21 protein-coding genes are annotated in these 24339 nt (G+C 65.4%); 7 read left to right on the top strand and 14 right to left on the bottom strand.

The genetic code is table 11. The features are described 5' to 3' along the window. The first annotated feature begins 3 nt into the window (after window positions 1-3). The 4 genes from D2V04_RS04805 to lexA all read left to right on the top strand — a co-directional run bounded on the left by D2V04_RS04805 (window position 4) and on the right by lexA (window position 3269). Window positions 4-618: an anthranilate synthase component II gene (locus D2V04_RS04805; protein WP_119512155.1), complete on the top strand. Its 615-nt coding sequence runs from the start codon at window positions 4-6 to the stop codon at window positions 616-618. After that, entirely contained in the window at window positions 615-1607 is a 993-nt protein-coding gene (gene trpD / locus D2V04_RS04800; RefSeq protein WP_119512154.1) for an anthranilate phosphoribosyltransferase, read from the top strand. The genes D2V04_RS04805 and trpD overlap by 4 nt, the downstream gene beginning before the upstream one ends. A gap of 38 nt (window positions 1608-1645) precedes the next feature. Next, window positions 1646-2434, top strand: a complete 789-nt coding sequence (gene trpC / locus D2V04_RS04795; RefSeq protein WP_119512153.1) for an indole-3-glycerol phosphate synthase TrpC — start codon at window positions 1646-1648, stop codon at window positions 2432-2434. Between the two features lie 148 nt (window positions 2435-2582). Then, window positions 2583-3269, top strand: a complete 687-nt coding sequence (lexA, locus tag D2V04_RS04790; RefSeq protein WP_119512152.1) for a transcriptional repressor LexA — start codon at window positions 2583-2585, stop codon at window positions 3267-3269. A 34-nt stretch (window positions 3270-3303) separates the two neighbouring features. On the opposite strand, the gene D2V04_RS04785 is transcribed toward lexA, so the two are convergent. Then, window positions 3304-5481 carry a ComEC/Rec2 family competence protein gene (locus tag D2V04_RS04785; protein ID WP_119512151.1) on the bottom strand — a complete coding sequence of 726 codons (2178 nt, stop codon included), beginning with the start codon at window positions 5479-5481 and terminating at the stop codon, window positions 3304-3306. A 29-nt stretch (window positions 5482-5510) separates the two neighbouring features. Between D2V04_RS04785 and gltX the strand changes: the two genes are divergently transcribed. Beyond that, on the top strand, window positions 5511-6923 hold the full coding sequence (gene gltX / locus D2V04_RS04780) for a glutamate--tRNA ligase (protein WP_119512150.1): 1413 nt from the start codon (window positions 5511-5513) through the stop codon (window positions 6921-6923). A gap of 21 nt (window positions 6924-6944) precedes the next feature. Beyond that, window positions 6945-8231 (top strand): citrate synthase, encoded by a 1287-nt coding sequence (locus D2V04_RS04775; RefSeq protein ID WP_119512149.1) that lies wholly within the window; start codon window positions 6945-6947, stop codon window positions 8229-8231. A gap of 53 nt (window positions 8232-8284) precedes the next feature. Here the strand turns inward: D2V04_RS04775 and D2V04_RS04770 are convergent, their stop codons facing one another. The 4 genes from D2V04_RS04770 to D2V04_RS04755 all read right to left on the bottom strand — a co-directional run bounded on the left by D2V04_RS04770 (window position 8285) and on the right by D2V04_RS04755 (window position 12250). Further along, the gene (locus D2V04_RS04770; protein ID WP_119512148.1) at window positions 8285-9676 is read right to left on the bottom strand and encodes a sensor histidine kinase; all 1392 of its coding nucleotides are present in this window, start codon (window positions 9674-9676) and stop codon (window positions 8285-8287) included. 4 nt (window positions 9677-9680) lie between these two features. Next, window positions 9681-10643 (bottom strand): hypothetical protein, encoded by a 963-nt coding sequence (locus D2V04_RS04765; protein WP_119512147.1) that lies wholly within the window; start codon window positions 10641-10643, stop codon window positions 9681-9683. Window positions 10644-10677: 34 nt separating this feature from the next. Beyond that, window positions 10678-11868, bottom strand: coding sequence for a hypothetical protein (locus D2V04_RS04760; RefSeq protein WP_119512146.1), 1191 nt, complete (start codon window positions 11866-11868; stop codon window positions 10678-10680). A 73-nt stretch (window positions 11869-11941) separates the two neighbouring features. After that, entirely contained in the window at window positions 11942-12250 is a 309-nt protein-coding gene (locus tag D2V04_RS04755) for an Hpt domain-containing protein (protein WP_119512145.1), read from the bottom strand. 71 nt (window positions 12251-12321) lie between these two features. Here D2V04_RS04755 and D2V04_RS04750 point away from each other — a divergent pair, with 71 nt between their 5' ends. After that, complete coding sequence (locus tag D2V04_RS04750) at window positions 12322-14946, top strand: coiled-coil domain-containing protein (RefSeq protein ID WP_119512144.1); 2625 nt, start codon at window positions 12322-12324, stop codon at window positions 14944-14946. Here D2V04_RS04750 and D2V04_RS04745 read toward each other — a convergent pair. The 9 genes from D2V04_RS04745 to D2V04_RS04705 are packed head-to-tail and all read right to left on the bottom strand — an operon-like array spanning window position 14935 to window position 24328. Next, the gene (locus D2V04_RS04745; RefSeq protein WP_119512143.1) at window positions 14935-15204 is read right to left on the bottom strand and encodes a DUF1467 family protein; all 270 of its coding nucleotides are present in this window, start codon (window positions 15202-15204) and stop codon (window positions 14935-14937) included. The two genes, D2V04_RS04750 and D2V04_RS04745, sit on opposite strands and share 12 nt — an antisense overlap. A gap of 4 nt (window positions 15205-15208) precedes the next feature. Further along, a complete protein-coding gene (locus D2V04_RS04740; RefSeq protein ID WP_228766267.1) occupies window positions 15209-16855 on the bottom strand; it encodes a ribonuclease J in 1647 nt (548 codons plus the stop codon). Then, window positions 16852-17628 (bottom strand): type III pantothenate kinase, encoded by a 777-nt coding sequence (locus D2V04_RS04735; protein WP_119512142.1) that lies wholly within the window; start codon window positions 17626-17628, stop codon window positions 16852-16854. The genes D2V04_RS04740 and D2V04_RS04735 overlap by 4 nt, the downstream gene beginning before the upstream one ends. Before the next feature lie 11 nt (window positions 17629-17639). After that, on the bottom strand, window positions 17640-18350 hold the full coding sequence (locus tag D2V04_RS04730; protein WP_119512141.1) for a biotin--[acetyl-CoA-carboxylase] ligase: 711 nt from the start codon (window positions 18348-18350) through the stop codon (window positions 17640-17642). Then, entirely contained in the window at window positions 18347-19807 is a 1461-nt protein-coding gene (gene nuoN / locus D2V04_RS04725) for an NADH-quinone oxidoreductase subunit NuoN (RefSeq protein WP_119512140.1), read from the bottom strand. Before nuoN ends, D2V04_RS04730 begins: the two co-directional genes overlap by 4 nt. Beyond that, window positions 19807-21366, bottom strand: a complete 1560-nt coding sequence (locus D2V04_RS04720; protein ID WP_119512139.1) for an NADH-quinone oxidoreductase subunit M — start codon at window positions 21364-21366, stop codon at window positions 19807-19809. Before D2V04_RS04720 ends, nuoN begins: the two co-directional genes overlap by 1 nt. Beyond that, complete coding sequence (gene nuoL, locus D2V04_RS04715) at window positions 21366-23396, bottom strand: NADH-quinone oxidoreductase subunit L (RefSeq protein WP_119512138.1); 2031 nt, start codon at window positions 23394-23396, stop codon at window positions 21366-21368. Before nuoL ends, D2V04_RS04720 begins: the two co-directional genes overlap by 1 nt. Window positions 23397-23402: 6 nt before the next feature. Then, window positions 23403-23708, bottom strand: coding sequence for an NADH-quinone oxidoreductase subunit NuoK (gene nuoK / locus D2V04_RS04710; RefSeq protein ID WP_119512137.1), 306 nt, complete (start codon window positions 23706-23708; stop codon window positions 23403-23405). Beyond that, a complete protein-coding gene (locus tag D2V04_RS04705) occupies window positions 23705-24328 on the bottom strand; it encodes an NADH-quinone oxidoreductase subunit J (RefSeq protein ID WP_119512136.1) in 624 nt (207 codons plus the stop codon). The genes nuoK and D2V04_RS04705 overlap by 4 nt, the downstream gene beginning before the upstream one ends. Window positions 24329-24339 lie beyond the last annotated feature (11 nt).

Genomic DNA, 24339 nt, shown 5'->3' with positions numbered 1-24339 from the left:
GCTATGACCGCACGACCCGACATACTCGTCATCGACAATTACGACAGCTTCACCTTCAATCTGGTCCACTACCTGATGGAACTGGGCGCCGAGGTTCGCGTCGAGCGCAACGATGCGCTGACGGCGGCGGAGGCGGTCGCGAGCGGGCCGGCGGGCGTGCTGATCTCGCCCGGACCTTGCACACCGAACGAAGCCGGGATCAGCCTCGATCTCGTCGGTGCCTGCGCAGACGCCGGCATACCTCTGCTCGGTGTGTGCCTGGGGCACCAGGCGGTCGGGCAGCATTTCGGCGGGCGCGTGGTGCGCGGCGGCTTGATGCATGGCAAGACCTCGCCGGTCGAGCACGACGGTAGCGGTATATTCGCCGGCCTGCCGTCGCCCTTCACCGCGACCCGCTATCATTCCCTGATCGTCGAGGATGTCCCCGAGGCTCTGGTGGCCAACGCGACCAGCGAGACGCCGGGGCTCGACGGCACGAGCGTGATGGGCTTCCGTCACGTCGAGCTGCCTATCCACGGGGTACAGTTCCACCCGGAAAGCATTGCCACCGAGCACGGCCACGCGCTGCTCGCCAACTTCCTCGCGATCTGCGGAATCGACGCGAAGGTGCCGGCATGAAGACGCTCCCGCAGGCAGAGCCGCACCTTTCGGAAACCGAGGCGGAGGAGGTCTTCGGCTGGATCCTCGACGGCGAGACCAGCGAGGAGGAGATCGCGCGCTTTCTTATCGAGATCACGGAGCGCAGCGAAACGGCGGACGAAATCGCCGGTGCGGCGCGGGCACTCCGAGCACGAATGATCCCGGTCGCGGCACCAGAGAATGCCGTCGATTGCTGCGGCACCGGGGGCGACGGTCATCACACGCTCAATGTCTCGACCGCAGTCAGCCTCGTCGTGGCGGCGGCAGGCGTTCCGGTCGCCAAACACGGCAATCGCGCGGCGAGCAGCAAATCCGGTGCGGCGGATACGCTGGAAGCGCTCGGGCTCGACATGGCGGCGGCTGGGAACACTGCCGAGAGGACGCTGGCCGAACTGGGCATCTGTTTCCTCTTCGCGAAGAACCATCACCCCGCCATGGGGCGCATCCAGCCTCTCCGGCAACGGCTCGGACGGCGCACGATCTTCAATCTCATGGGCCCGTTGTCGAACCCCGCCGGGGTGCGCCGGCAGTTGATCGGCATCGCGCGCCCCGGTTACGTGCCGATCTATGCGGCGGCCAAAGCCAAGCTGGGGACCGAGCGTACCTTTATTGCCTCGGGCGACGAGGGGCTCGACGAGCTGAGCCTTGCCGGCGGCAACGAAGTGGCGGACGTGGTCGGTGACGACTTCGAGATGCGCCGGGTCGATGCCTCCATGGCAGGCCTGCCGAATGCTCCGGTCGAAGCGATTCGCGGCGGTGATGCGCTGCATAACGCCCGGGCGCTCAAAGCGCTGCTGATGGGCTCGCCTGGGCCCTACCGCGACGCCGTGTTGCTCAACGCCGCGGCCACGCTGATCGTTGCGGGTGCGGTCCAGGGATGGGAGGAAGGCGTCGCGGTCGCCGCGGAGTCGCTCGATAGCGGAAGCGCAGGCACCCTGCTCGACCGCTGGATCGAAATGGCGCGGTAGATCGCGCGATCGAACGCAAGCCTGCCACACAGGACCGGATAATGAACAAGCTCGACGAAATCTGCGCCACGAAGCGAGAGGAAGTCGCCGCTCGCAAGGGGCTCGCCACGATCGAAGATCTCGACCGTGCGGCACTGGATGTCGAGCCGCCACGAGGCTTTGCCGAGGCGCTTGCGGCCAAAGCGCGCACCGGCTTCGGTCTGATCGCCGAAATCAAGAAAGCTTCGCCATCCAAGGGTCTGATCCGCGCCGATTTCCGCCCGGCGGAACATGCTCTGGCGTACCAGTCAGGCGCCGCCGCCTGCCTTTCCGTCTTGACCGATGCGCCCTATTTTCAAGGGCACGAGGATTTTCTGATGGATGCACGCGCGGCCTGCGATCTGCCGGTGCTGCGCAAGGACTTCATGGTTGATCCCTGGCAAGTCGCAGAGGCGCGCGCGATCGGCGCTGACGCGATTCTGATCATCGTGGCCGCGCTTGACGATGGCGCGATGGCCGAGATCGAGGCGGCGGCACTCGAGCGCGGCATGGATGTGCTGGTCGAAGTTCACGACGAGGCGGAGATGGAGCGGGCAAGCGCGTTGCGCTCGAGGCTCATCGGAATAAATAATCGCGATCTCAAGACCTTCTGCACCGATCTTGCAGTGACCGAACGTCTCGCACCGCTCGCTCCCGAAGGTGCGCTCTTGGTGGGCGAGAGCGGGATCGAGTATCATGCCGATTGCGAGCGCCTGGCCGGCGCGGGTGTGCGTTGCTTCCTCGTCGGCGAGAGCCTCATGCGGCAGCCCGATCTCACCGAGGCGACGCGGCGGCTTCTCCTCGGTTGAGGGCGTCGGAGACGAAAGCGGAACGGATGTTCTCCGTTATCGACTCCAAAATGGCGGAATTGCTTGACTTCACCAAATTGGTTGCCTAGTTGTTCCGCATTCGTTCGCAACCTGAGCGAGCATATCAGGCGACCGAGGAGACTTCGCCATGCTGACGGCAAAGCAGCACGAGTTGATCCGCTTCATCCAGCAGCGACTGGAAGAGACCGGCATTTCCCCTTCGTTCGAGGAGATGAAGGAAGCGCTCGATCTCAAGAGCAAGTCAGGCGTCCATCGGTTGATCTCGGCGCTCGAGGAACGCGGCTTTATCCGCCGCCTTCCCAACCGCGCCCGTGCGCTCGAAGTGCTCAAGCAGCCCGAAGATGCAACACCCGTCGCGCGCAGCGCGAGAGGCGACAACGTCATCGATCTGCATCGGGTCGCGCCCCCTGCGCAGCCACGACCTGCCAACGACGTAATCGAAGTTCCGCTCCACGGGCGCATCGCTGCGGGCGTTCCGATCGAGGCGATCGAGGGGCAGAGCAGCTTGCCGGTCCCGGCTGCGCTGCTTGGACCGGGCGAGCACTATGCGCTCGAAGTGTCTGGCGATTCGATGATCGAAGCGGGTATTTTCGACGGTGATTTCGCGCTCGTGCGCCGTACCGATGTGGCGCGAGACGGCGAGATCGTGGTGGCCCTCGTGCGCAATGAAGAAGCGACACTCAAATATCTGCGCCGCGAGAACGGGATGGTCCGGCTCGATCCCGCCAATGGCACCTACGAGCCGCAGATCTATCGGCCGGATGAGGTTCAGGTGCAGGGAAAGCTTTCGGGGCTGCTGCGCCGTTATCACTGATCCCTGAGAGTACGGCGGCGGCTCGATCGTTGATCTAGCGACCCGCGCCGCGCCACCAGCCGTGCTCGCCCTGCCCTTCGGCGACCGTCTGCATGCGTGGTTCGTCGAGGTAGAGCGCGAGCCCACCCGTCCGGCTGAGCAGGCGCCGATCGGCCTTTAGCCAACGGGGGCGGCAACTGCGCGGAAGGAAACGATCGGCAACGACGATGTCGGCGCGATCGCAGGCTGCGGCGAGCGCGCGTTCCTCCACCATGTCGCGGCTGCGCGCCATCAACAGTGTCCAGCGTCGTTCGCCACGGTCGATCGCGAGCGTGCAGAAGTCGCGGCTGCAGCGCGCACCATTCCAGCGGCCAAGCGGAACCGGCTCGCCCTCCAGTCCCGCGAGCTCCAGGAGATTGTCGCGCGCGAACTCGCTGCGGGTGTCGCGCAGCATCAGAAGCCGGGCGCCCTCCCCCGCAATTCCGACATGCCGTCCGTCGCCCGAAATAAGCATGTCCGGCGCGGGCGTTCCGATCAGCAGAATCGTCCCGAGAGCCGCGGGCGCAAGGCCGAGAAGCCGCGTCCGTCCGCGCCAGAGGGCCAACCACAGCCCTCCGATCACGAATAGCGCGATGGTTGCCAAATCCATTTGCGGCGCAAGCTTCACCGCCCCCGGCTGCGTAGCGGTGAAGTGCGCGATGGCCAGCAGCAGTTCGAGCGACTTGCCGGCCAGCCACCACAAAGGCGCTCCCATCCCGACAAGGTCGAACAGCAAGGCAAGCGCGATCAGCGGCATCGATATGAAAGTGACCAGCGGAATTGCGATTACGTTCGCCGCAGCGCCGTAGAGGCCCGCGCGGTGGAAATGGAACAACACGATCGGCGTCAGCGCGATCTCGATCACAACACCCATCATCAGCAGCATCACGGCGCGCCGTGCGAACCGAACCACCCAACTCTCCTCGCGCGGAGCAAGGAAAGCCTGCATCGGCTCGCTGCCGTGCAGAGCGACGATCGCAAGCACCGCCGCGAAGCTCATCTGGAAGCTCGGCCCCACCAGCGACTCAGGCCACAGCAAGAGCACGGCGATTGCGGCCACCGCCACCATTCTCATCGACAAGGGCTCACGCCCCAGCGCCAGCGCAATCAGGACGAGCACCGCCCCGATGCAACTACGCACGGTCGGCACCTCCGCGCCGGTCAGCAGCGTGTATCCCACGCCCGCACCGGCGGCGATCGCGGCGGCAAGCACCGGCAACCGCACCCGCAGCGCAAGCCACGGCCAGAGCGCGAGCAGCTTGATTGACAGAAGATACGCCGCCGCGATCACCGCGCTGACGTGAAGACCGCTGATCGACAGCAAGTGCGTCAATCCGGAATCGCGCATCGCCTCCTCGTCGGCACGGGTTATGGCTCCTCGGTCCCCGCTCGCGAATGCCGCCGCGATGGTCCCCGGCGAGCCCGACAACCGCTCGCGCACATGCGCGGCCAGCGCACGCTGAACCCCGGCGAGGCTGCTCGCGTCCCGGCCGGACTGCACGACCTCGACCTCTCCGATCAGCGATCCCGTCGCCGAAAGTCCCTGGAACCATGCGGTGCGCGCAAAGTCGTAGCCACCCGGCAGCATCGGGGGCGACGGCGGCATCAACCGAGTTCGCAGGCGCACGATCGCCCCTTCGGCCAATCCTTCCCGATCCGCCGCGAGCGGCACGTTGACCCGCACCTTTCGCGCAAGCCCCGCCTCTGCATCGCGGTACGCCAGTACGAGGCGCAGGCGGTCTTCCGCCGGCTGATCGATCCGTTCGAGAACCCGCGCTTCGATCCGCTCGACCCGTGGAGAAGGGAGCGGTTCGGCCCCTGCAGCTGCAGATCGCAGCCACACGATCGCGACGCCGGCCGCGACCACGATCGCCAGGGAAATCACCGCCAGCCGGAGATTGGCGCGATCGTCCCGGTCTCGCCACAGCGCTTGCGCGGCAACCGCTGCGAGAATCGCAAGGGCGATAACGGCAAGCCACTGCCAAGGCATCGAGAGGCGGAACCAAGCCCCGATCCCAGCGGCAAAGGCGACCGCGAGCCACGGCCCGCGATCGAATCCCGCCTCAGCGAGAAACGTCTCGATCCGATCCGCCGCACTGGACAAACGCGCCGCGCTGCGCCAATTGCGCTGCGCTGCAGCATTGGCCCGCTCGGGCCCGCCCCCCAACGGCACTTCGGGCACCCCCGTCGCCATGGGAGACATAGGAAAGGAACACGTCGGATATGGCAAGCGATAGCGGACAGGTTGTGACGCGCTTCGCCCCATCGCCGACCGGATTCCTGCATATCGGCGGCGCCCGTACGGCCCTGTTCAACTGGCTCTACGCGCGCCATCACGGCGGCAGGGCGTTGCTCCGAATCGAGGATACCGACCGCAAGCGCTCTACCCCGGAAGCGATCGATGCGATTCTCGACGGGCTCGCCTGGCTCGGCCTCGAATGGGACGACGACGTCGTGTTCCAGTCGGAACGCGGCGCGCGCCACGTCGAAATAGCGGAGCAGCTCCTCGCCGCAGGGCACGCCTACAAGTGCTATGCGACGCCCGAGGAGCTCGAGGAAATGCGCGCCGCACAGCGCGCCGCCAAACAGCCGCTGCGTTACGACGGCCGCTGGCGCGACCGCGATCCGGCCGACGCTCCGCTCGGCGCACCCTATGTCGTCCGGCTCAAGACGCCGAATGAAGGCGAGACGGTGATCGAGGACCGGGTCCAGGGCCGAGTGACGGTGCGCAACGAGGAACTCGACGATTACGTCCTCCTGCGCGCCGACGGCACTCCGACCTACATGCTGGCGGTGGTGGTGGACGATCACGACATGGGTGTCACCCACGTCATCCGCGGTGACGATCACCTCAACAACGCCTTCCGCCAATTGCCGATCTATCGCGCGATGAACTGGCCGGAGCCGAGCTACGCTCATATTCCGCTGATCCACGGCAGCGACGGAGCCAAGCTGTCCAAGCGTCACGGCGCGCTCGGCGCGGAAACCTATCGTGACGAGTTCGGCATTCTACCCGAGGCGCTGTTCAACTATCTGCTCCGCCTCGGCTGGGGGCACGGCGATCGCGAGGAGATCACGCGCGAGGAAGCGATCGCGCTGTTCGATCTCGACGGTGTGGGCAAGAGCCCTTCGCGGTTCGATCTGAAGAAGCTCCAGAACCTCAACGGCCACTATATCCGCGAGGCTGACGATGCGCGGCTCGCGAAGCTGGTGGCGGATCGGATGGGAACGAACGCCGACGAGGCGCTGCTCGCGCAGGCCATGCCCGTGCTCAAGACCCGCGCGCGCGATCTCGATGAGTTGGCTGAGGGCGCGGCGTTTCTGTTCAAGACCCGCCCGCTCGCACTGACGGAAAAGGCCGAAACGCTGCTCGATGGCGATGCGCGCGCAATTTTAGGTCGAATTGCCGATCGTTTGCGAGCCGAAAAGAACTGGACAATCGAGGCTCTCGAAGCCACTACCAAATCACTCGCCGAAGAGCTCGAACTGGGCCTCGGCAAGCTCGCGCAACCCATGCGCGCAGCGCTGACCGGGACAACCACGTCCCCGGGTATTTTCGATGTGCTGGTCCTGCTCGGGCGGGAAGAGGCGCTTGCGCGGATCGACGCGCAGACCGCTCCGGCGAAGCAGGGCTAGGCATCAAAGAGGAGAACGAATTTGGCGGACAAGCAGGCGAAACTCGAGCTGGGCGGCCAGACCCATGAATTTCCAGTGCTCCAGGGGAGCGTGGGGCCGGAGGTCGTCGACATCCGCAAGCTCTATGGCAGCACCGGCCTCTTCACCTTCGACCCGGGCTACAAGTCGACCGCCAGTTGCGAAAGCGCGCTGACCTACATCGACGGCGAGGAAGGCGTCCTGCTCCATCGCGGCTACCCGATCGGGCAGCTCGCCGAACATTCGAGCTTCATGGAAGTCGCCTACCTGATGCTGAACGGCGAACTGCCGTCGCAGAACGAGCTCGACGATTTCAACTACACGATCACCCGCCATACGATGCTGCACGAGCAGCTTGCGACGTTCTATCGCGGATTCCGCCGCGATGCCCACCCGATGGCGATCATGTGCGGCGTCGTGGGCGCTCTGTCGGCTTTCTATCACGACAGCACCGACATCTCCGACCCCGAGCATCGCAAGATCTCGAGCCATCGCCTGATCGCGAAGATGCCGACGATCGCGGCGATGGCTTACAAGTACTCGATTGGTCAGCCGTTCCTCTATCCGCAGAACGATCTGAGCTACACCGGCAACTTCCTGCGCATGACGTTCGGTGTTCCGGCCGAGGAATATGAGCTGCATCCCGCGGTCGAAAAGGCGATGGACCGGATCTTCATCCTCCACGCCGATCACGAGCAGAACGCGTCGACTTCCACCGTCCGGCTCGCTGGTTCGTCCGGGGCCAATCCCTTCGCCTGCGTCGCGGCCGGTATCGCCTGCCTTTGGGGCCCGGCGCACGGGGGAGCGAACGAGGCGGCGCTCAACATGCTGCACGAGATCGGCACGCCCGATCGCATTCCGCATTATATCGAGCGGGCCAAGGACAAGAACGACCCGTTCCGCCTGATGGGCTTCGGTCACCGCGTCTACAAGAACTACGATCCGCGCGCGACGGTGATGCAGAAGACGGTGCGTGAGGTGTTCGAAGCGCTCAAGGTCACCGATCCGGTGTTCGAGACTGCGCTGCGGCTCGAAGAAATCGCGCTGAGCGACGATTACTTCAAGGAAAAGAAGCTCTTCCCGAACGTGGACTTCTACTCGGGCATCATCCTTTCGGCGATCGGCTTCCCGACCACGATGTTCACCGCCCTCTTCGCGCTGGCTCGCACGGTTGGCTGGGTCGCGCAGTGGAACGAGATGATCTCGGATCCCGGCCAGGTCATCGGCCGCCCACGTCAGCTCTACACCGGCCCGACAGAGCGCGACTACGTTCCGGTCGAGAAGCGCTGAGCTTCACGCCTTCTTCAGGTTGCCGGCAGCGCAGTCGTTCGCCGGCAACCCAATTATTCCTGAGACTTGTGAGCCGCCGGTAGCTCGAGCGTGAAGTTGGCCCCGCTGCCGAGTTCGCTCTGCACCGTGAGGTCGCCGCCCATAGCGCGCGCAAGGCGGCGCGAAATGTAGAGCCCGAGCCCGGACCCGCCGTCACCACTGCGGCCCAATCTTTCGAACTTCTCGAACACCCGCGCTTGCTGCTCCGCGTCGAGCCCCGGTCCTTCATCGATCACGCTCACACTGGCACGCGCCCCCTCGGCTGAAAGTTCCAGACGGATTTGCGAGCCTTCGGGCGAATAGCGGATAGCGTTCCCGACGAGGTTGAGCAGAATCTGCAGGACGCGGCGGAATTCGGCCACCGCAGGCACGGGACGTCCTGCGGGTGGCGCAGTCAGGGCTATCCCCTTCTCCTTCGCGCGCACCGCCAGAATCCCAGCGGCACGGTGGGCGACATCGCCGAGGTCGATCTCGTCGGGCGCCGTAGCGAAGCCTTCGGCCTCCACGACTTCGAGATCCGACAAGTCCTCGATCAGTGCCAGAAGGTGCTGCCCCGCAGCCGCGATATCGGCCGCGTAGTTGCTGTATTCCTCTGCCAGCGGCCCCGCGAGGCGGGTGCGGATCGTCTCCGCATTGGCGATGATCCGCGCGATCGGTTGACGCAGAACGGGCGCAAGATTTCGCCCGATCAGATGAGTGGCAGGAGGTCCGGCCAACTCCGCGTGGGGCGGAGCTTCCCCGGTGGGAAGCACGGCGTCCGATGCGAGGTAGAGCTCGAAGCCGGACTGCCCGGGCTCAGGACCCCCGAGGGGCGCCAGTGTTACGGTCCATTCCCGCGGCGATTCCGGCACCCGGACCGCCAGGCCGTCAAGCAAGCGCCAGTGCATCGGCTGCTCGTGGACCGCACCGGGCAGCTCGACGAAATCGGTCCATGGCCGCCCTGCGCCCTGCATCATGCGGAGAGCAAGCGCGGCGAGGTCCGGCGCATGGGCTTCGGCCGCGAGCACGCCTTGCGCCGGATCGAGCCGCGCCCACAGATCGGCCACACTGCGCTCGATCTCTAGGTGCCGCACCGCCGCCTGCGCATTATCCTCGCGTACCGCCGGCGATACCTGCCAGTCGGCAATGCCGATCGAGCAGCCCGCTTCGTTTCCGGAGTGCGGAAAGACCTCGATCCAGGCGTGAATGATGTCTTCGCCCCCGAATGCCTCGATCGCACCGCTGAGGCGGGTGCCGGCGGCACGTGCCTGGCGCACCCGTTCGAGCAGCGCAGGCACCGCAAGCACACCGGGAATCTCGCCCCCGCAGCTTCGCTGCAAGGCGGCGAGCAGCTCGTCCGCTTCGATCAGGCGATCTTCTGCGTCCGTCCGCCCGCGCGCGAGATAGCTGGGAGAGTGGGCGTTCATGGGCTCAGCCCAGCGCCTGCCGGTCCGACGCCGCAAGAATCGTCGCCGCGCGGTCGGCGCGCAGCGTGTCGAACGCGCCGGGCAATGTGATGCCAGGGTGAATGAGCACGAACTGTTCGGCAATCTGTTCGGGCTTGAGCCCGGCGGCGCGCAGCGCGAGCGCCAGCCGCCCGACCTGGCTTTCGTTGATCGACACGGCAACCAGATCACGATCCTGTCCCGCCGCGAGCGCAAGTGCCGACAGGAACAGCCCGGTTCCGGCATGGCCGATGGAAAGGGCAGGCCTCATCCCGTCACCGACCGCCCCCGCCGCCCGCTCAAGCAGAGCAAGACGCGTGGCGTGCGGATCATAGGCGTCTCGCAGGCGCTTGTCCGCTTGCTCGACCGCGTTTTCGTCGGTGCCCCCGGCCTGCGCACGCCACACCGAAAGTGCGTGCTCGAACAGCGGAGGCGGCAGTTCAGCGAGCGGGAGTTCGACCCTGCGCTGTTGCTGAACGAAGCGGGCCTGCGCGGCGAGAAGCGCCATGGCAAGCTGAGATGTGTCCGTATCGGAAGACGCGATCAGCGATTGGAGCAGCGGAGACAGCACCGGATCGATCGCGTTGCGCCGATCCAACTGCATCGCCAGGCGATGCTCGAGCGCGAGTGCGTGGCAATGGCCGAGGAACTGCAGGTTCCGCGCAAGGCTCTCCGCCAGGGCATCGCCATGCTCGGCCGCAAAGGCGAATGGATCCTCGATACCCGCCGCGTTGGCCTGCGCGACCAATGTCTGCCGCGCCACGTGGAGGCCCATGCCGCGCACGTTGGCGACGATCTCGTCGCTGAACAGCGCACTGTCATGATTGGCCAACAACATGCCCAGCATTGGGCCGACCGTGCCGAGCACGAGATCGCCGCGCGCGAGCTCGCCCGCGAGAACCGCCTCGATCGGCGAATACGAGGCGCTGTTCGTGCCGGACTCGTTCATTCATCCGCCTTAACGCGGTATAGTTAAGCGAGCGTTATCCGCGTTCGCCGCGGGCGAGATAGATCGCCGCCAGCACCGCGAGCACAAGTATCTGAATTCCCGGGAGAGTTTGATCGAGCGCCGCACACAGTGCGAGCACCAGCGCCAGTGTACCCCGATCTGAGGCCGCGCGGGCGAGCGATTCGACCTGCGAACGTTCGGCGATTCTCAGCGCCAGAAGCAGCGCGAGCCCCCCGAACAACCAGTCCGCAAGTTCCCCCACCGGCGCAAGCATTCCGACCAGCGCCAGAATAATCGCATCGACCGCCAACCCCGGGAGGACGCGGGTCACGCGCGCAACGATGCCGCTCCGGCGACCTTCGCTGAGAAACGCAGCAACCGTCTCGCCCGTTCGCAGAAGGAAGGTTCCGAGTGCAGCCGCCCCGAAGGCGAGCGGCGGCAGCTTCCACCACGCGGCGGCGAGCGCTCCGCCGAGGCCCAGGATACCGCCTGCGATGGGAAGCGCCGCCTTGCCGCGCTGGGCGAGGACGCCAGGCGCCAGAACCATTGCGGCCCGATCCGCCAGGGCATGCACCGGCGCAGCGAAGGACGACAGGGTAACGCGCTGATTGAGCCAGGCAGCCTCGAACGCACGTGCCTGCTGCTCGTCGCGCAGCAAGGCCCAGCGCCGATCGCTCACCAGCGATGGCGTGAGCGGCACGATCCGTGTGCCGGTCTGCAGGCCGACACGCAGCAAGGCGGGCACCGCGTCGACTTCGAACGGCATTTCGACCAGCCGCTCGACCGCCGATCCCGGCAGGCGCGCCACGCCGGCCCAAGCATGATCCCGGTCGATTCGCTCGAATCCGGCCTCGATCCCCGGCTCGGCCGGCAGGGCGATGATGCCCGAACGCTCGCCCAGCAGCTCCCCGACCACCAGCGGATCGGGCACGACGCCCTCGGCGAAGAGGAACAGTTCGTCCTGCGCCCGCACCAGGCCTGAAAGCGAGCGTGCGCTGCTTAGCGCATGGAAGGTCGCCCCGCCCTGCTCCGCACGGTGAAGCAAGGGCAGCACGCCTTCGTCCAGGCCTTCCGCAAGGCACACAATGCGCTCGCATCCCAAGCGCAGCGCGAGATCGAGCTGGAGCGCGGCGACGCTCCGGCCGGCCACGGTCAGCAGGCCGCGCGTGGCCGCTCCGCTCCCTTCTCCACCTGGATGGATTGCCGACAGGATCGCAACCCGCAACTGCTCACTCCCGCATGAAAGCGAGGAGGTTTAAGCCCAGCTAGGGCTTGTGCCAAGCGTACCGATGGGGCGCTCAGGCAGGTCCGGCGGAGAAATCGCGTCTGAACGCCTCCAATCGGCGCAGGATGGTCGGCTCCCCGGGCGCGGCCGCGATCGCCTCGTCCGCAAGTTCGATGAGACCCGCAGCGTGAAAACTCGCGGCCAGCCCCTTCAACCGCAAGGCGGCGACATTCCAGTTTCCGTCGCAGCGCGCCCGCCCGAGCAGGTCGATCTGCCGCTCGAGACTGTCCGCGAAAGCTGCGCGCAGCTCGGCGAGCAGGACGGGATCGTCGCCCGCCGCCGCTGCCAGCGTGGCATCCAGGGCACCGTTTTCGTGGACCATTGCACTCCGTCTATCGCAAGACTGGTTAAAGCAGGGTTTCAGCCCCCCCTTTTCGTGATAGCCTTCCGGCCATGTCTGGAGGATCGAATATCAGGGCCATAGGGCCGGACGACGCGGGGAGCGAACAAGTCACGAACGAGGTTGAAACGACCGAGATCGAGGCGGACGTCGACGACCACACCGCGTTCGAGGAAGAATGGGACGAAGAGCCCGAACCTGAGGCGAAGACCCGATGGCTTGCGCCGACGCTCGTCCTGGGTGTGACGGTCGCGTGGACCGCAGCCTTCGTGTGGATCGTCCGCGAACCCATGCTTGCGGGCGCCCCTCCGGCGCAATGGCTCGCCTGGATGGGTCAATGGGCGGTACCAGTCCTTCTTGTGGCCGTGTTGTGGCTGATCGCGACGCGCAACAGCACGCACGAAGCACGCCGCTTCGGTGAAGTCGCCCATCTGCTATCGCACGAGTCACGCGTGCTGGAGACCCGGCTCGCCACGATCAACCGCGAACTCAGCCTTGCGCGCGAATTCCTCGCATCCCAGTCGCGCGAGCTCGACACGCTGGGGAGAGTCGCGACCGAGCGGCTCTCGACCCACGCCGATCGCCTTCAGGGACTCGTCCAGGACAATGGACAGCAGGTGGAAGTGCTCGCAACTGTCAGCACCACTGCCTTGACCAACATGAACAAATTGCGTGACGATCTTCCGGTTATCGCGAATTCCGCGCGTGACGTTTCGAACCAGATCGGCAATGCCGGGCGGATCGCGCACGAGCACGTGGCCGAACTGACGAGGGGCTTCGAGCGGCTCAACGACTTCGGTCAGGCGAGCGAGCGGCAGGTTGGCACTCTCGAATCCCGGATCGAGGAAGCGCTGGCCGGGTTCGGTAGTCAGCTCGATCAGCTCGATCAGCTCACCGCCGAGCGTTTCGAAGCGCTCCGTACGACGAGTGAAACCTTCCGCGCCGAACTCGATGGGCGAGAAGTGGAGACACTGGCTGCCCTGCGTCGCCGCGCCCAATCGTTGGCCGAGGAACTGCACGCAACGCACGAATCGCTGGCGTCCGAAGAGGAGGAAGCGCTCGTCTCCCTCCGCGCGCGTCTCGGCGGCCTGCGCGACGAAGCAAAGATCATCGGCAATGCCGTGCGCGAAGGCGAAGAAGCCGCGCTCGGTACCTGGGCCGAACAGATCGAGGCAATGAAGCAGCGCCTCAATGAGGCGATCGAGGTGATCAAGGGAGTCGACGACAACGCCCTCGCGTCGGCCAATCAGAAGCTCGCCGCACTCAAGGCCGAAGCCGAAGCGGTCGACCGGGGCATCGCGGAACGCGATCAGCGCTTGCAAGACCGGATTGCCGAACGTCAGGCGGCCCTCGCCGACGCGGAGCGCGAATATACCGAAGCGCTCACGTCGCGCCTCGCCGAAATCGATGCAGCGATTGCCGAGCGGCGCGAGGCGCACATCGCGCAGACCGACGAACTCGCGCGCAAGGGCGAGGCCGTGACCGAGCGGCTCGTGCAATTGCGCGCCGAGGTGGAAGCAATCGCGCACCACGGTGGGGAAACCGAGCAGGTACTGGCGCAGAGCCTCGAGCGGCTCGAAGCGAAACTCGGCGAGAGCCGCGCGACGCTGCACGGAACCGATGAGGCAGTCGCGTCCCTCACGGAAGCGAGTGTCCGCCTGCTCGAATTGCTCCAGGCGAGCGAGCAGCATTCACGTGAGGATCTGCCTCTCGCCATCGGCGAAGCGGAAGGCCGCCTCGCGTCGGTCGAGGAACGGGCAGGCAATCTCAAGCTCGTGCTCGACGAAGCGAACGCCACCAGCGCGCAGTTGTCCGACTATGTTGTCGGTGCCCGCGACACTGGCCGCGAGACGATCGGCGATGTGGAAGTCCTGCACGAACGATTCGCGCAGGCGAACGAAGCCCATGTTGCGCAGGTCGGTGAGCTGCGTGCCGTGATCGCCAGTCTTGAGGAGGACAGCACCGCGGTCGCCGAGAAGGCGCGTGCAGACTTGCGCGATGCCATCGAAGCGCTCGAAACGGCAGCCCGTTCGGCCCGTGCCGCGATTGGCGAGAGCGCCAGCGAGAGCATCCGCGAACTTGCCGAGCGCGTGGGTACGGAAACCTCGCAAGCACTCGACGAAGTTATGCGGGAGAAGGCCGAGCAATCGATCGGTCAGCTCGAGAAAGCAGCCGCGAAGGCATCGGATGCGAGCCGTCAGGCCGCGATTCAGCTACGCGACCAGCTGGCCAAAGTGGACGAACTCGCCGGCAATCTCGAAACGCGCGTCGTGCAGGCGCGCGAACGTGCCGAGGAACAGGTCGACAACGATTTTGCCCGGCGCATGGCGCTAATCACCGAGAGCCTCAATTCGAACGCGATCGACATCGCGAAGGCGCTTTCGACCGAAGTGACCGATACCGCGTGGACATCCTACCTGCGCGGCGATCGCGGCATCTTCACCCGCCGCGCGGTGCGCTTGCTCGACAGGGCGGAGGCGCGGGACATTGCCGGCCTCTACAGCAGCGAGCCGGATTTCCAGGAGAACGTAAACCGTTACGTCGCGGACTTCGAGGGAATGCTGCGCACTATGCTGTCCACGCGGGACGGACACGCCTTGGGCGTGACCTTGCTAAGCTCCGACATGGGCAAGCTCTATGTCGCGCTCGCCCAGGCGATCAAGCGGCTACGCGAATAGGCGGGTGACGTCGAGATCCTCGACCTCGATCCAGCGATACTCGTAATTGAGCGCGAAAAGCCCGGTGAGCACCGCTGCGAGGATCGTAGCGCGTAGCACCAGGCGGCCGGGGCGGAAGTTGGCCGGCGCACTGTCCGCCTGCCCCGGAATCTTTTCGAGACCCAGCTCGTCGTGGGTGCGAACACCGAACGGCAGCAGGAAGAATGCGCTCATCACCCAGACGATGAAATAGATCGCAAGGATGGAAGTCCATTGCATCTCATCAGCCCTCCAACATCACGACCTTGACTTGCGGGTTCTTGCCCGACCAGCGGCGCGCCGCCCGGCGAGCGGCAAGCCGTGCAGCCTCGGCAACATCGTCGGCGCCGGCGCGCGCCTTGCCGCGCAACTTGCGGATCGCTTCCAGCACGTCCGCTTTTGCCTCCGCGGCGAAATCGGTCATGTCTTCCTCGAGCGGGAGCCCGAAGGATTCGATTGCCACATTGCCGTCGGGGGAGAGGATGACCACCAGCGCGCCTTCCGCGGCGATACGCCGGCGCATGACGATGCCCTCGCCGTCGGCCGGCGCGATGATGTCGCCGTCGAGCACGAGCCGTCCAGCGCGCACTTCCGCCACTTTTCCCGGCGCGCCCGGTGCGAGGCGCACGACGTCGCCATTCACCTGCGCCACCGCGTGGGGGATGCCGCTGGCTAGGCCGAGCCGCGCCTGTTCCTGCATGTGCCGCACCTCGCCGTGCACCGGCACGAGCACTTCCGGACGGAGCCATCCGTAAAGCGCCTCGAGCTCCGGCCGCCCCGGATGACCGGACACGTGGATCGCGCTCTGCCGGTCGGTAACCATCACGATCCCTCGCGCGGCGAGCTGGTTCTGCACTCGACCGATCGCGATCTCGTTGCCGGGAATCTGCCGGCTTGAGAACAGCACCACGTCACCCGCGGTAAGCTCGATCGGGTGCGATCCGTCAGCGACTCGCGCGAGCGCCGCTCTCGGCTCGCCCTGTCCGCCGGTCGCGAGGATCAGCACCTCGCCGCGCGGCAGGCCCATGGCGGTGTCGAAATCGACCAGCGGCGGCAGGTCTTCCAGATAGCCGTTGTCCTGCGCGACATCGATGATCCGGTCGAGCGAACGCCCGGCAACGCACAACTGGCGCCCGGTCGCCTTCGCGACTTCGCCCAAGGTGTGCAGGCGTGCGACGTTGGAGGCGAAGGTGGTGACGAGCACGCGCTTACCCGCCTGGCGCTTCACCTCCTCCATCAGCCCCTGATAGACGGCGCCTTCCGAACCGCTCGCGGCGGGATTGAAGACATTGGTGGAATCGCACACGAGCGCGAGAATGCCTTCGTCGCCGAGTTCGGTCAGTTCCTCCTCGGTCGTCGGCTCGCCCACGATCGGGTCTTCGTCGAGCTTCCAGTCACCGGTGTGGAATACGCGGCCATAGGGCGTCTCGACCAGCAGTGCATTGCCCTCCGCGATCGAGTGCGCGAGCGGTACATAAGAAATATCGAACGGGCCCAAGGAAAACGGATCCGTGCTTGCGACCACATTGAGCTCGACCGTGCGCGAGAGCCCCGCTTCCTCCAGCTTGCGCATGACCAGATCGGCGGTGAACGGCGTCGCGTAGAGCGGAACGCCGAGATCGGCGGCGAAATAAGGCACCGCGCCGATATGATCCTCGTGCGCGTGGGTGAGGACGATGCCGACGAGGTCCTTCGAGCGCTCCTCGATGAAGTCGAGGTCCGCGAACACGAGGTCCACGCCCGGATACTCGCCGCCGGAGAACGTCATGCCGAGATCGACCATCAGCCATTTGCCGTCGCACCCGTAGAGGTTGACGTTCATGCCGATCTCGCCTGACCCGCCGAGCGCGAGGAACAGCAGCTCCTTTTCCGGGGTGAAGTCCTTTTTCACTGCGATGCACGCTCCGCGAGAATGGCCAGCCCCTCGAGCGTGAGATCGGCGTCCACGGCGTCGAATATCTGCGTGTGCTGATCGAACAGGATCGCGAGGCCACCGGTCGCGACCACTTTCGCGGGTCGGCCGATCTCGGCCCGCATCCGCGCGATCAGGCCCTCCATCATGGCGACATAGCCCCAGAATACGCCGATCAGCATCTGATCCTCGGTGTTCGTGCCGATCACGCTGTTGGTGCGCGGCGCCTCGATGGCGATTCGAGGCAGCTTCGCGGTGTTGCCCACCAACGCGTCGAGCGAGAGGTTGATCCCCGGCGCAATGATTCCGCCCTTGTAGGCCCCGTTGAAATCGACCGCGTCGAAGGTGGTCGCGGTCCCGAAATCGACCACTATCAAGTCGCCCTGGTATTTCGCATGCGCGGCGATCGTATTGAGTGCCCGGTCGGCACCGAGCGAACGCGGTTCGTCGACGTCGACCGCAATGCCCCAGGCAGCTCTCCCCTCACCGGCGATCAACGGCGTGATGCCGAAATACTTTTCGGCAAGCACGGTGAGATTGTGGATCGCACGAGGTACGACCGATCCGACGATAAGCTGCGTGATCGCACTCCGGTCGATGCCCTCGATCGCGAGCAGCTGCAGCAACCAGACCGCATATTCGTCGCCCGTCCGGCGCGGATCGGTCGCGATGCGCCAGCGGGCCTTGATCTCGCGCCCTTCGAACAGCGCGAAGACCACATTGGTGTTTCCGACATCGGCAGCGAGCAGCATGACAGATTCCTTCAGCCGAGCGTCACGTCGCCTGCGTGGATGGCACGGGTTGTCCCGTCTTCCAAGCGCAGGAGAAGCGATGCGTCGGGCGCCAGGCCGGCAAAGGTGCCGGATGTGGGCACTCCATCGGCATCATGCACCTTCAGCGGTGTGTCCAGCGGGTGCGCCACGGCCAGCCAGCGGCGGATCAGCGGTTCGATCCCGAAAGTGCGCCAGCGTTCGATCTCCCGATCGAAGGCGGCGGCCAGGGCGAGAGCAAAGGCATCGCGGTCGGGCGCCGGTCCGAGATCCGACAGGGCGACCGTCGGCCGATCGGGCAGATCGGGTGCCTGCGCGAGATTGATTCCGATGCCCACTACCACGGCGTCGCCTTCGCGCTCGAGCAATATGCCCGAGAGCTTGGCGCCGCCGAGCAGAAGGTCGTTCGGCCACTTGATGACGAGCGCGCGCGGGTCGGGAAGCAGCGGCACGACTGCTTCGTAGGCCGCCAGCGCCGTCGCCAGTGTCAGCGTGTGCGGAGGTGGATCGCCGGGGCCCGGGTGAACCACGGTCGACCCCATGAAATTCCCCGAAGCATCCTGCCACGGACGGCCATGGCGGCCCCGCCCCGCGTTCTGGCGATCCGCGACCAGCCAATCGCCTTCGGCAACACGCTCCCCTGCGCCCAATCGCGCGGCGAGGTCGGCACTGGTCGATCCGGTTTCGGCGACGGTGTGGATCAAGCGACGAAGAACAGCGCGGCGGCTGCCCTGTCGGCCAATTCGCCCAAGGGCCCCGTCAGCAAGTAACCCAGCGGCGAGACGAACAGAGTGGTCGCGCCCAGGATCAGCCAGTGCGCCCAGTCGCTCCCGCCCTTCACCACATCGACCGGCTCGTCGAAGTACATCACCTTGACGATCTTGATATAGTAGAAGGCGCCGATCACGCTGGCCGCTATACCGATCGCTGCGAGCGCGACGAGATCGGCTTGCACCGCGGCCTGGAAAACCACGAACTTACCCCAGAAGCCGAACAGCGGCGGAATGCCCGCAAGGCTGAACATCATCGCCGCGAGGCACAGTGCAAGCAGCGGTCTGGTGCGCGACAGACCCGCAATGTCGGCAACCCCTTCGAGCTGTTCGCCCTCGGCGGTGCGCAGCATGAGCACGGCGACGAAGCTACCGAGCGACATCGCGACGTAGATCGCTAGGTAAACCAGCATCGCCGAAGCGCCGCTCGCCGTTGCAGCGGCGAGGCCGATCAGGATGAAGCCGACGTTGTTGATCGAGGAGTAAGCCAGCAGCCGCTTGAGGTTGCCCTGCCCGATCGCACCCAGCGCACCGAGGATGATCGAGGCGAGCGCGGCAAAGATGACGATCTGCCGCCACGCATCGACCTGCGCGCCGAACGCGTCCAGCGCAACGCGCGCGGTGAGCGCGATCGCCGCCACCTTGGGCGCCGTCGAGAAGAAGGTCGTCACCGGCGTCGGCGCGCCTTCGTAAACGTCGGGCGTCCACATGTGGAACGGCACGGCCGAAATCTTGAACGCGAGGCCCGCGAGCACGAAGATCAGCCCGAACAGCGCGCCCATCGACAGTTCACCGGTCAGCGCAGCCCGCGCGCCTTCGAACGAGGTGGTGCCGGTGAAGCCGTAGACCAGGCTGATGCCGTAAAGCAGGATGCCGCTCGCCAAGGCGCCGAGCACGAAGTACTTGAGCCCTGCCTCGGCCGAACGGTCGTCGGCCCGCATGAACGATGCGAGGACGTACGCGGCCAGACTGTTGAGCTCCAGCCCGATGTAAAGCGTGATGAAATCGGTCGCCGAGACCATGATCCCCATGCCGAGCGTGGCGAGCAGCACCAGCACCGGATATTCCGGCCGCATCGCGCCGTTGCGGTCGAAGAAGGTCGGGGCGACCATCAAGCAGGCGATGGCCGCGACGTAGATCAGGATCGTGGAGAACGAAGCGAAGGCATCGGCGGCGAATTGTCCGCCGAAGGCCATGGTATCCGGCCCCATCGCCCCAGCGCAAAGCGCGGGTGCTGCGACGAACGCCGCACCGCCGAGCGCGACGGCGGCAAGTATGCTGACCAGACGGCTGGAGTTGCGGCCCCAGGCCGCGACCAGCAGCAGCGCCAGCGAAGAGAGGCTGAGCAGGATCTCGGGCGCAATGAGCGCGAGGGAAGCCTTGAAGTCCATCAGTGCGCTCCCTCCGCTTCGCCATGGCCGACACTGTGCGTGCCCCCCACGGCGTTGGCGGCCTCGGCACGCGGCGTGCCGGCGACGAGATGCGCGTCACCTTCGGGCGCCGCGCGCGAGAGGCGGGCATCGAGAGCGGCAATGTCCTGACGCATCGGGGCAAGGAAGCTTTCCGGATAGACGCCCATCCACAGGACGGCCGCGGCGATCGGGGCCAGCATGAGCCATTCGCGCAAGGAGAGGTCGGGCATGGCGGCGGCGTCCGCGTTCTTCTGCACGCCAAACGCGATGCGCCAATAGAGATAGAGCATGTAACCCGCGCCCAGAATGATACCCGTGGCGCACACCAGCGTGACCCAGGTGTTTGCCTGATAGATGCCGGCGAGGCTCAGGAACTCGCCGACGAAGCCACTCGTCCCCGGCAGGCCAATGCTGGCCATGGTGAACAGCAGGAAGAACAGCGCATATTTCGGCATGTTGATCGCAAGACCGCCGTAGCGATCGATCTCACGCGTGTGCAGCCGGTCGTAGATCACGCCCACGCACAGGAACAGCGCACCCGACACGAGACCGTGGCTGAGCATGACGATCATCGCGCCCTCGAGCCCCTGCACGTTGAACGCGAACAGGCCGACGGTCACGATCGCCATGTGCGCGACCGACGAGTAGGCGATCAGCTTCTTCATGTCCTGCTGCACCAGCGCGATTAGGCTGGTGATGACCACCGCGGCCATCGACAGGCCCCAGATCAGCCACACGAACTGCGCACTCGCTTCGGGGAACATCGGCAGGCTGAAGCGGATGAAGCCGTATCCGCCCATCTTCAGCAGCACGCCGGCCAGGATCACAGAGCCGGCGGTCGGCGCCTGAACGTGCGCATCGGGCAGCCAGGTGTGCACCGGCCACATTGGCATCTTGACCGCGAAGCTGGCGAAGAACGCGAGCCACAGCCAGGTCTGCGCGCCGGCCGGGAAATCGTACTGCATCAGCGTGGGGATGTCGGTCGTGCCCGCTTCGTTCACCATCCACAGCATCGCAATCAGCATCAGCACGGAGCCGAGCAGCGTGTAGAGGAAGAACTTGTAGCTGGCGTAAATCCGGTTCTGACCGCCCCAGATGCCGATGATCAGATACATCGGGATCAGGCCGGCTTCGAAGAAGATGTAGAACAGGAACAGATCCTGCGCCGCGAAGACGCCGATCATCAGCACTTCCATGAACAGGAAAGCTGCCATGTACTCGCCGACGCGCTTTTCGATCGACTGACTGGCGAGGATGCAGATCGGCATCAGGAACACGCTGAGCACGATCAGCAGCATCGCGATCCCGTCGATCCCGAGCGCATAGTTGAAGCCGGCGAAGATCGGCGCGCGCTCGGTGAACTGCCACTGCGCGCCGCCGATATCGAAGTTGAGCCACAATGCGATACCGAGCGCGAGGTCGACCAGCGTCGCTGCGAGCGCGATCGTGCGCGCGGCCTTCGCCTCCACGAACAGGCAGGCGATGCCCGCCAGCAGCGGCACCAGCAGCATCACGGAAAGGATCGGGAAGCCCCCCATTACATCAGCACCCACGTAACCGCGGCCACCAGCCCGAGCAGCATGACCAGCGCATAGCTATAGAGATATCCGGACTGCACCTTCTTCGCTGCGACCGAACCCTTGGCGACCACCCAGGCCGCCCCGTCGGGGCCGAAGCGGTCGATCAGGCCAACGTCGCCGCGCTTCCAGAACTGACGCCCGAGCCAGAACGCCGGCCGCACGAAGATCAGGTCGTAGAGCTCGTCGAAGTACCACTTCCGGTAGACGAAGTTGTGCACCAAGCTGAACTGCTCGACGAACTTGCCGGGGATCGAGGTGTCACGGATGTAGGCGAGCCAGGCGCCAAACAGGCCGAGCAGCATGACGATCGTCGCGGTCAGCTTCACCCACAGCGGCACGGCGTGCATCTGGTGGACCAGCGCCTCGTTGTAGAAGATCGAGTCGCCCCAGAAGGCCGGATCGTCGAGGAAGGCGTGGCTGAAGACCCAGCCCGCCAACACCGCGCCGAGCGTCAGCAGGCCCAGCGGGACCAGCATCGTCAGCGGGCTCTCGTGCGGATGGTAACCCGCAGTCCCTTCATGCGGGTGCAGGTCGGGCGCGGCGGCGTGGCCATGTTCCTCGTCGGGATTTTCGTGCTGGCCGTGGACCGCGTGCTGGATATGCTCGCTGTCGGCCCAGCGCGGCTTGCCCCAGAACGTGAGGAACATCAGCCGCCAGGAATAGAAGCTCGTCAGGAGCGCCGCGATCGCGCCCATCCAGAAGGCGAAGGTGCCGAGACTTGTCCCGCGTGCAAAGGCGACTTCGAGGATCGCATCCTTCGAGTGGAAGCCTGCGAAGCCCGCATGCAGCCAGTAGACGCCCACGCCGGTGATCGCGAGCGTGCCCGCCATCATCGCCCAGAAGGTGAACGGGATATGCTTACGCAGCGCGCCGTAATAGCGCATGTCCTGCTCGTGGTGCATCGCATGGATGACCGAACCCGCGCCCAAGAACAGCAGCGCCTTGAAGAAGGCATGCGTGAACAGGTGGAACATCGCCGCACCGTAGGCGCCGACGCCCGCGGCGAAGAACATGTAGCCGAGCTGGCTACAGGTCGAATAGGCGATGACCCGCTTGATGTCCCACTGCGTCGTGCCGATCGTCGCGGCGAAGAAGCAGGTCGCGGCGCCGATGAAGGTCACCATGCCGAGCGCGACCGGTGCCGTCTCGAACATCGGCGAAAGCCGGCAGACCATGAACACGCCCGCGGTGACCATCGTCGCCGCGTGGATCAGCGCAGACACCGGCGTCGGGCCTTCCATCGCGTCGGGCAGCCAGGTGTGCAGGCCGAGCTGCGCCGACTTGCCCATCGCGCCGATGAACAGGAGGATGCAGAGCACGTCCATCGTCTGCAGTCGCATCCCGAGAAACCCGATCGAGCTGCCGCTCATCCCCGGAGCAGCGGCGAGGATCTCGGGGATCGAAGTCGTCTGAAACACCAAGAACGTGCCGAAGATACCGAGCATGAAGCCGAGGTCGCCCACGCGGTTGACCACGAAGGCTTTGATCGCGGCCTTGTTGGCGCTCGGCTTCTTGAACCAGAAGCCGATCAGCAGATAGCTCGCGAGGCCCACGCCTTCCCAACCGAAGAACATCTGCACCAGGTTGTCCGCCGTCACCAGCATCAGCATCGCGAAGGTGAACAGCGAGAGGTAGGCGAAGAACCGCGGCTGATCCGGGTCTTCGTCCATATAGCCCCAGCTATAGAGGTGGACGAGCGCCGAGACGCTGGTGATCACCACCAGCATGACCGCGGTCAGCGTGTCGACCCGCAGCGCCCAGTCGAAGCTCAGCGCGCCCGACTGCACCCACTGCAGCACCGGCACGACCTGTGCTTCGGCGGTCCCTCCGATGAAGCCGAGGAAGATCGGCCAGGAGAGCGCGCACGAGACGAACAGCGCGCCGGTCGTGAGCGACTTTGCGACGGTGTTGCCGAGCGCACGGTTGCCCAGCCCGACGACGATCGCCGCCAGCAGAGGCAGGAAGACGATAAGCAGGATCGATTGCACCGGTGCTTATCCCTTCATCCGGTTGACGTCGTCGACCGCGATCGTGCCGCGGCCACGGAAGTAGATCACGAGGATTGCCAGCCCGATCGCAGCCTCGCCCGCAGCGACGGTGAGTACGAACATCGCGAACACCTGCCCCGTCATGTCGCCCAGAAAGGCGCTGAACGCGACGAGGTTGATGTTCACCGCCAGCAGGATCAGTTCGATCGCCATCAGGATGACGATCACGTTCTTGCGGTTGAGGAATATCCCCAGAACGCCGAGCACGAACAGGATCGCGCTAACGACGACGTAGTGTTCGATGCCGATCACAGCTCGACCCCCTTGCCCACTTCGGGGCGCTTCATTTCGGTCGCCTCGTTCGGGCGGCGGCGGTTCTGCTTGTCGATATTCTGGTGGCCCCGCGCGCCCTTGGGCTGTTCGCGGTGCGTCAGCACGATCGCTCCGACCATCGCCACCAGTAGGATCAGGCCCGCGGTTTCGAACAGGAACAGGTATTCGCCGTAAAGCACCGCTCCGAGGCTCTCGATATTGGTCCGGTCCATCAGCGGAGCTGCGCCACCGTCCGGCACGCCCAGCTCGATCGCACCCGCGCGGTAGGCGCCGATGCCGAGGACCAGCTCCGCGAGCAGCACGAGCGCGATGGCGATGCCGAGCGGGAAGTTCTTTACGAACCCCGCGCGCAGCTCGGCGAAATCGATGTCGAGCATCATCACCACGAACAAGAACAGCACCGCGACCGCACCAACGTAGACGATCACCAGCAGGGCGGCGATGAACTCCGCACCGACGATGACCATCAGCCCCGCAGCGTTGAAGAACGCGAGGATCAGCCACAGCACCGAATGCACCGGGTTGCGCGCCATAATCGTGAACACACCGCTGGCGATCACGAGAAACGCAAATAGGTAGAAGGCTAAAGTCTGGATCATGGCCCCTGAAT

The sequence above is a fragment of the Pelagerythrobacter aerophilus genome, from assembly GCF_003581645.1.
Lineage (GTDB): Bacteria > Pseudomonadota > Alphaproteobacteria > Sphingomonadales > Sphingomonadaceae > Pelagerythrobacter > Pelagerythrobacter aerophilus.
The sequence above is the reverse complement of the archived record's forward strand: the minus strand, read 5'-3'. Positions and strand labels throughout refer to the sequence as shown.

Coding starts and splice junctions, on each gene's coding strand:
- D2V04_RS04805 (WP_119512155.1), top strand. CDS start 4: ATGACCGCACGACCCGACATACTCGTCATCGACAATTACGACAGCTTC.
- trpD (WP_119512154.1), top strand. CDS start 615: ATGAAGACGCTCCCGCAGGCAGAGCCGCACCTTTCGGAAACCGAGGCG.
- lexA (WP_119512152.1), top strand. CDS start 2,583: ATGCTGACGGCAAAGCAGCACGAGTTGATCCGCTTCATCCAGCAGCGA.
- D2V04_RS04785 (WP_119512151.1), bottom strand. CDS start 5,481: ATGGCGACGGGGGTGCCCGAAGTGCCGTTGGGGGGCGGGCCCGAGCGG.
- gltX (WP_119512150.1), top strand. CDS start 5,511: ATGGCAAGCGATAGCGGACAGGTTGTGACGCGCTTCGCCCCATCGCCG.
- D2V04_RS04770 (WP_119512148.1), bottom strand. CDS start 9,676: ATGAACGCCCACTCTCCCAGCTATCTCGCGCGCGGGCGGACGGACGCA.
- D2V04_RS04765 (WP_119512147.1), bottom strand. CDS start 10,643: ATGAACGAGTCCGGCACGAACAGCGCCTCGTATTCGCCGATCGAGGCG.
- D2V04_RS04755 (WP_119512145.1), bottom strand. CDS start 12,250: ATGGTCCACGAAAACGGTGCCCTGGATGCCACGCTGGCAGCGGCGGCG.
- D2V04_RS04750 (WP_119512144.1), top strand. CDS start 12,322: ATGTCTGGAGGATCGAATATCAGGGCCATAGGGCCGGACGACGCGGGG.
- D2V04_RS04745 (WP_119512143.1), bottom strand. CDS start 15,204: ATGCAATGGACTTCCATCCTTGCGATCTATTTCATCGTCTGGGTGATG.
- D2V04_RS04735 (WP_119512142.1), bottom strand. CDS start 17,628: ATGCTGCTCGCTGCCGATGTCGGAAACACCAATGTGGTCTTCGCGCTG.
- nuoN (WP_119512140.1), bottom strand. CDS start 19,807: ATGGACTTCAAGGCTTCCCTCGCGCTCATTGCGCCCGAGATCCTGCTC.
- D2V04_RS04720 (WP_119512139.1), bottom strand. CDS start 21,366: ATGGGGGGCTTCCCGATCCTTTCCGTGATGCTGCTGGTGCCGCTGCTG.
- D2V04_RS04705 (WP_119512136.1), bottom strand. CDS start 24,328: ATGATCCAGACTTTAGCCTTCTACCTATTTGCGTTTCTCGTGATCGCC.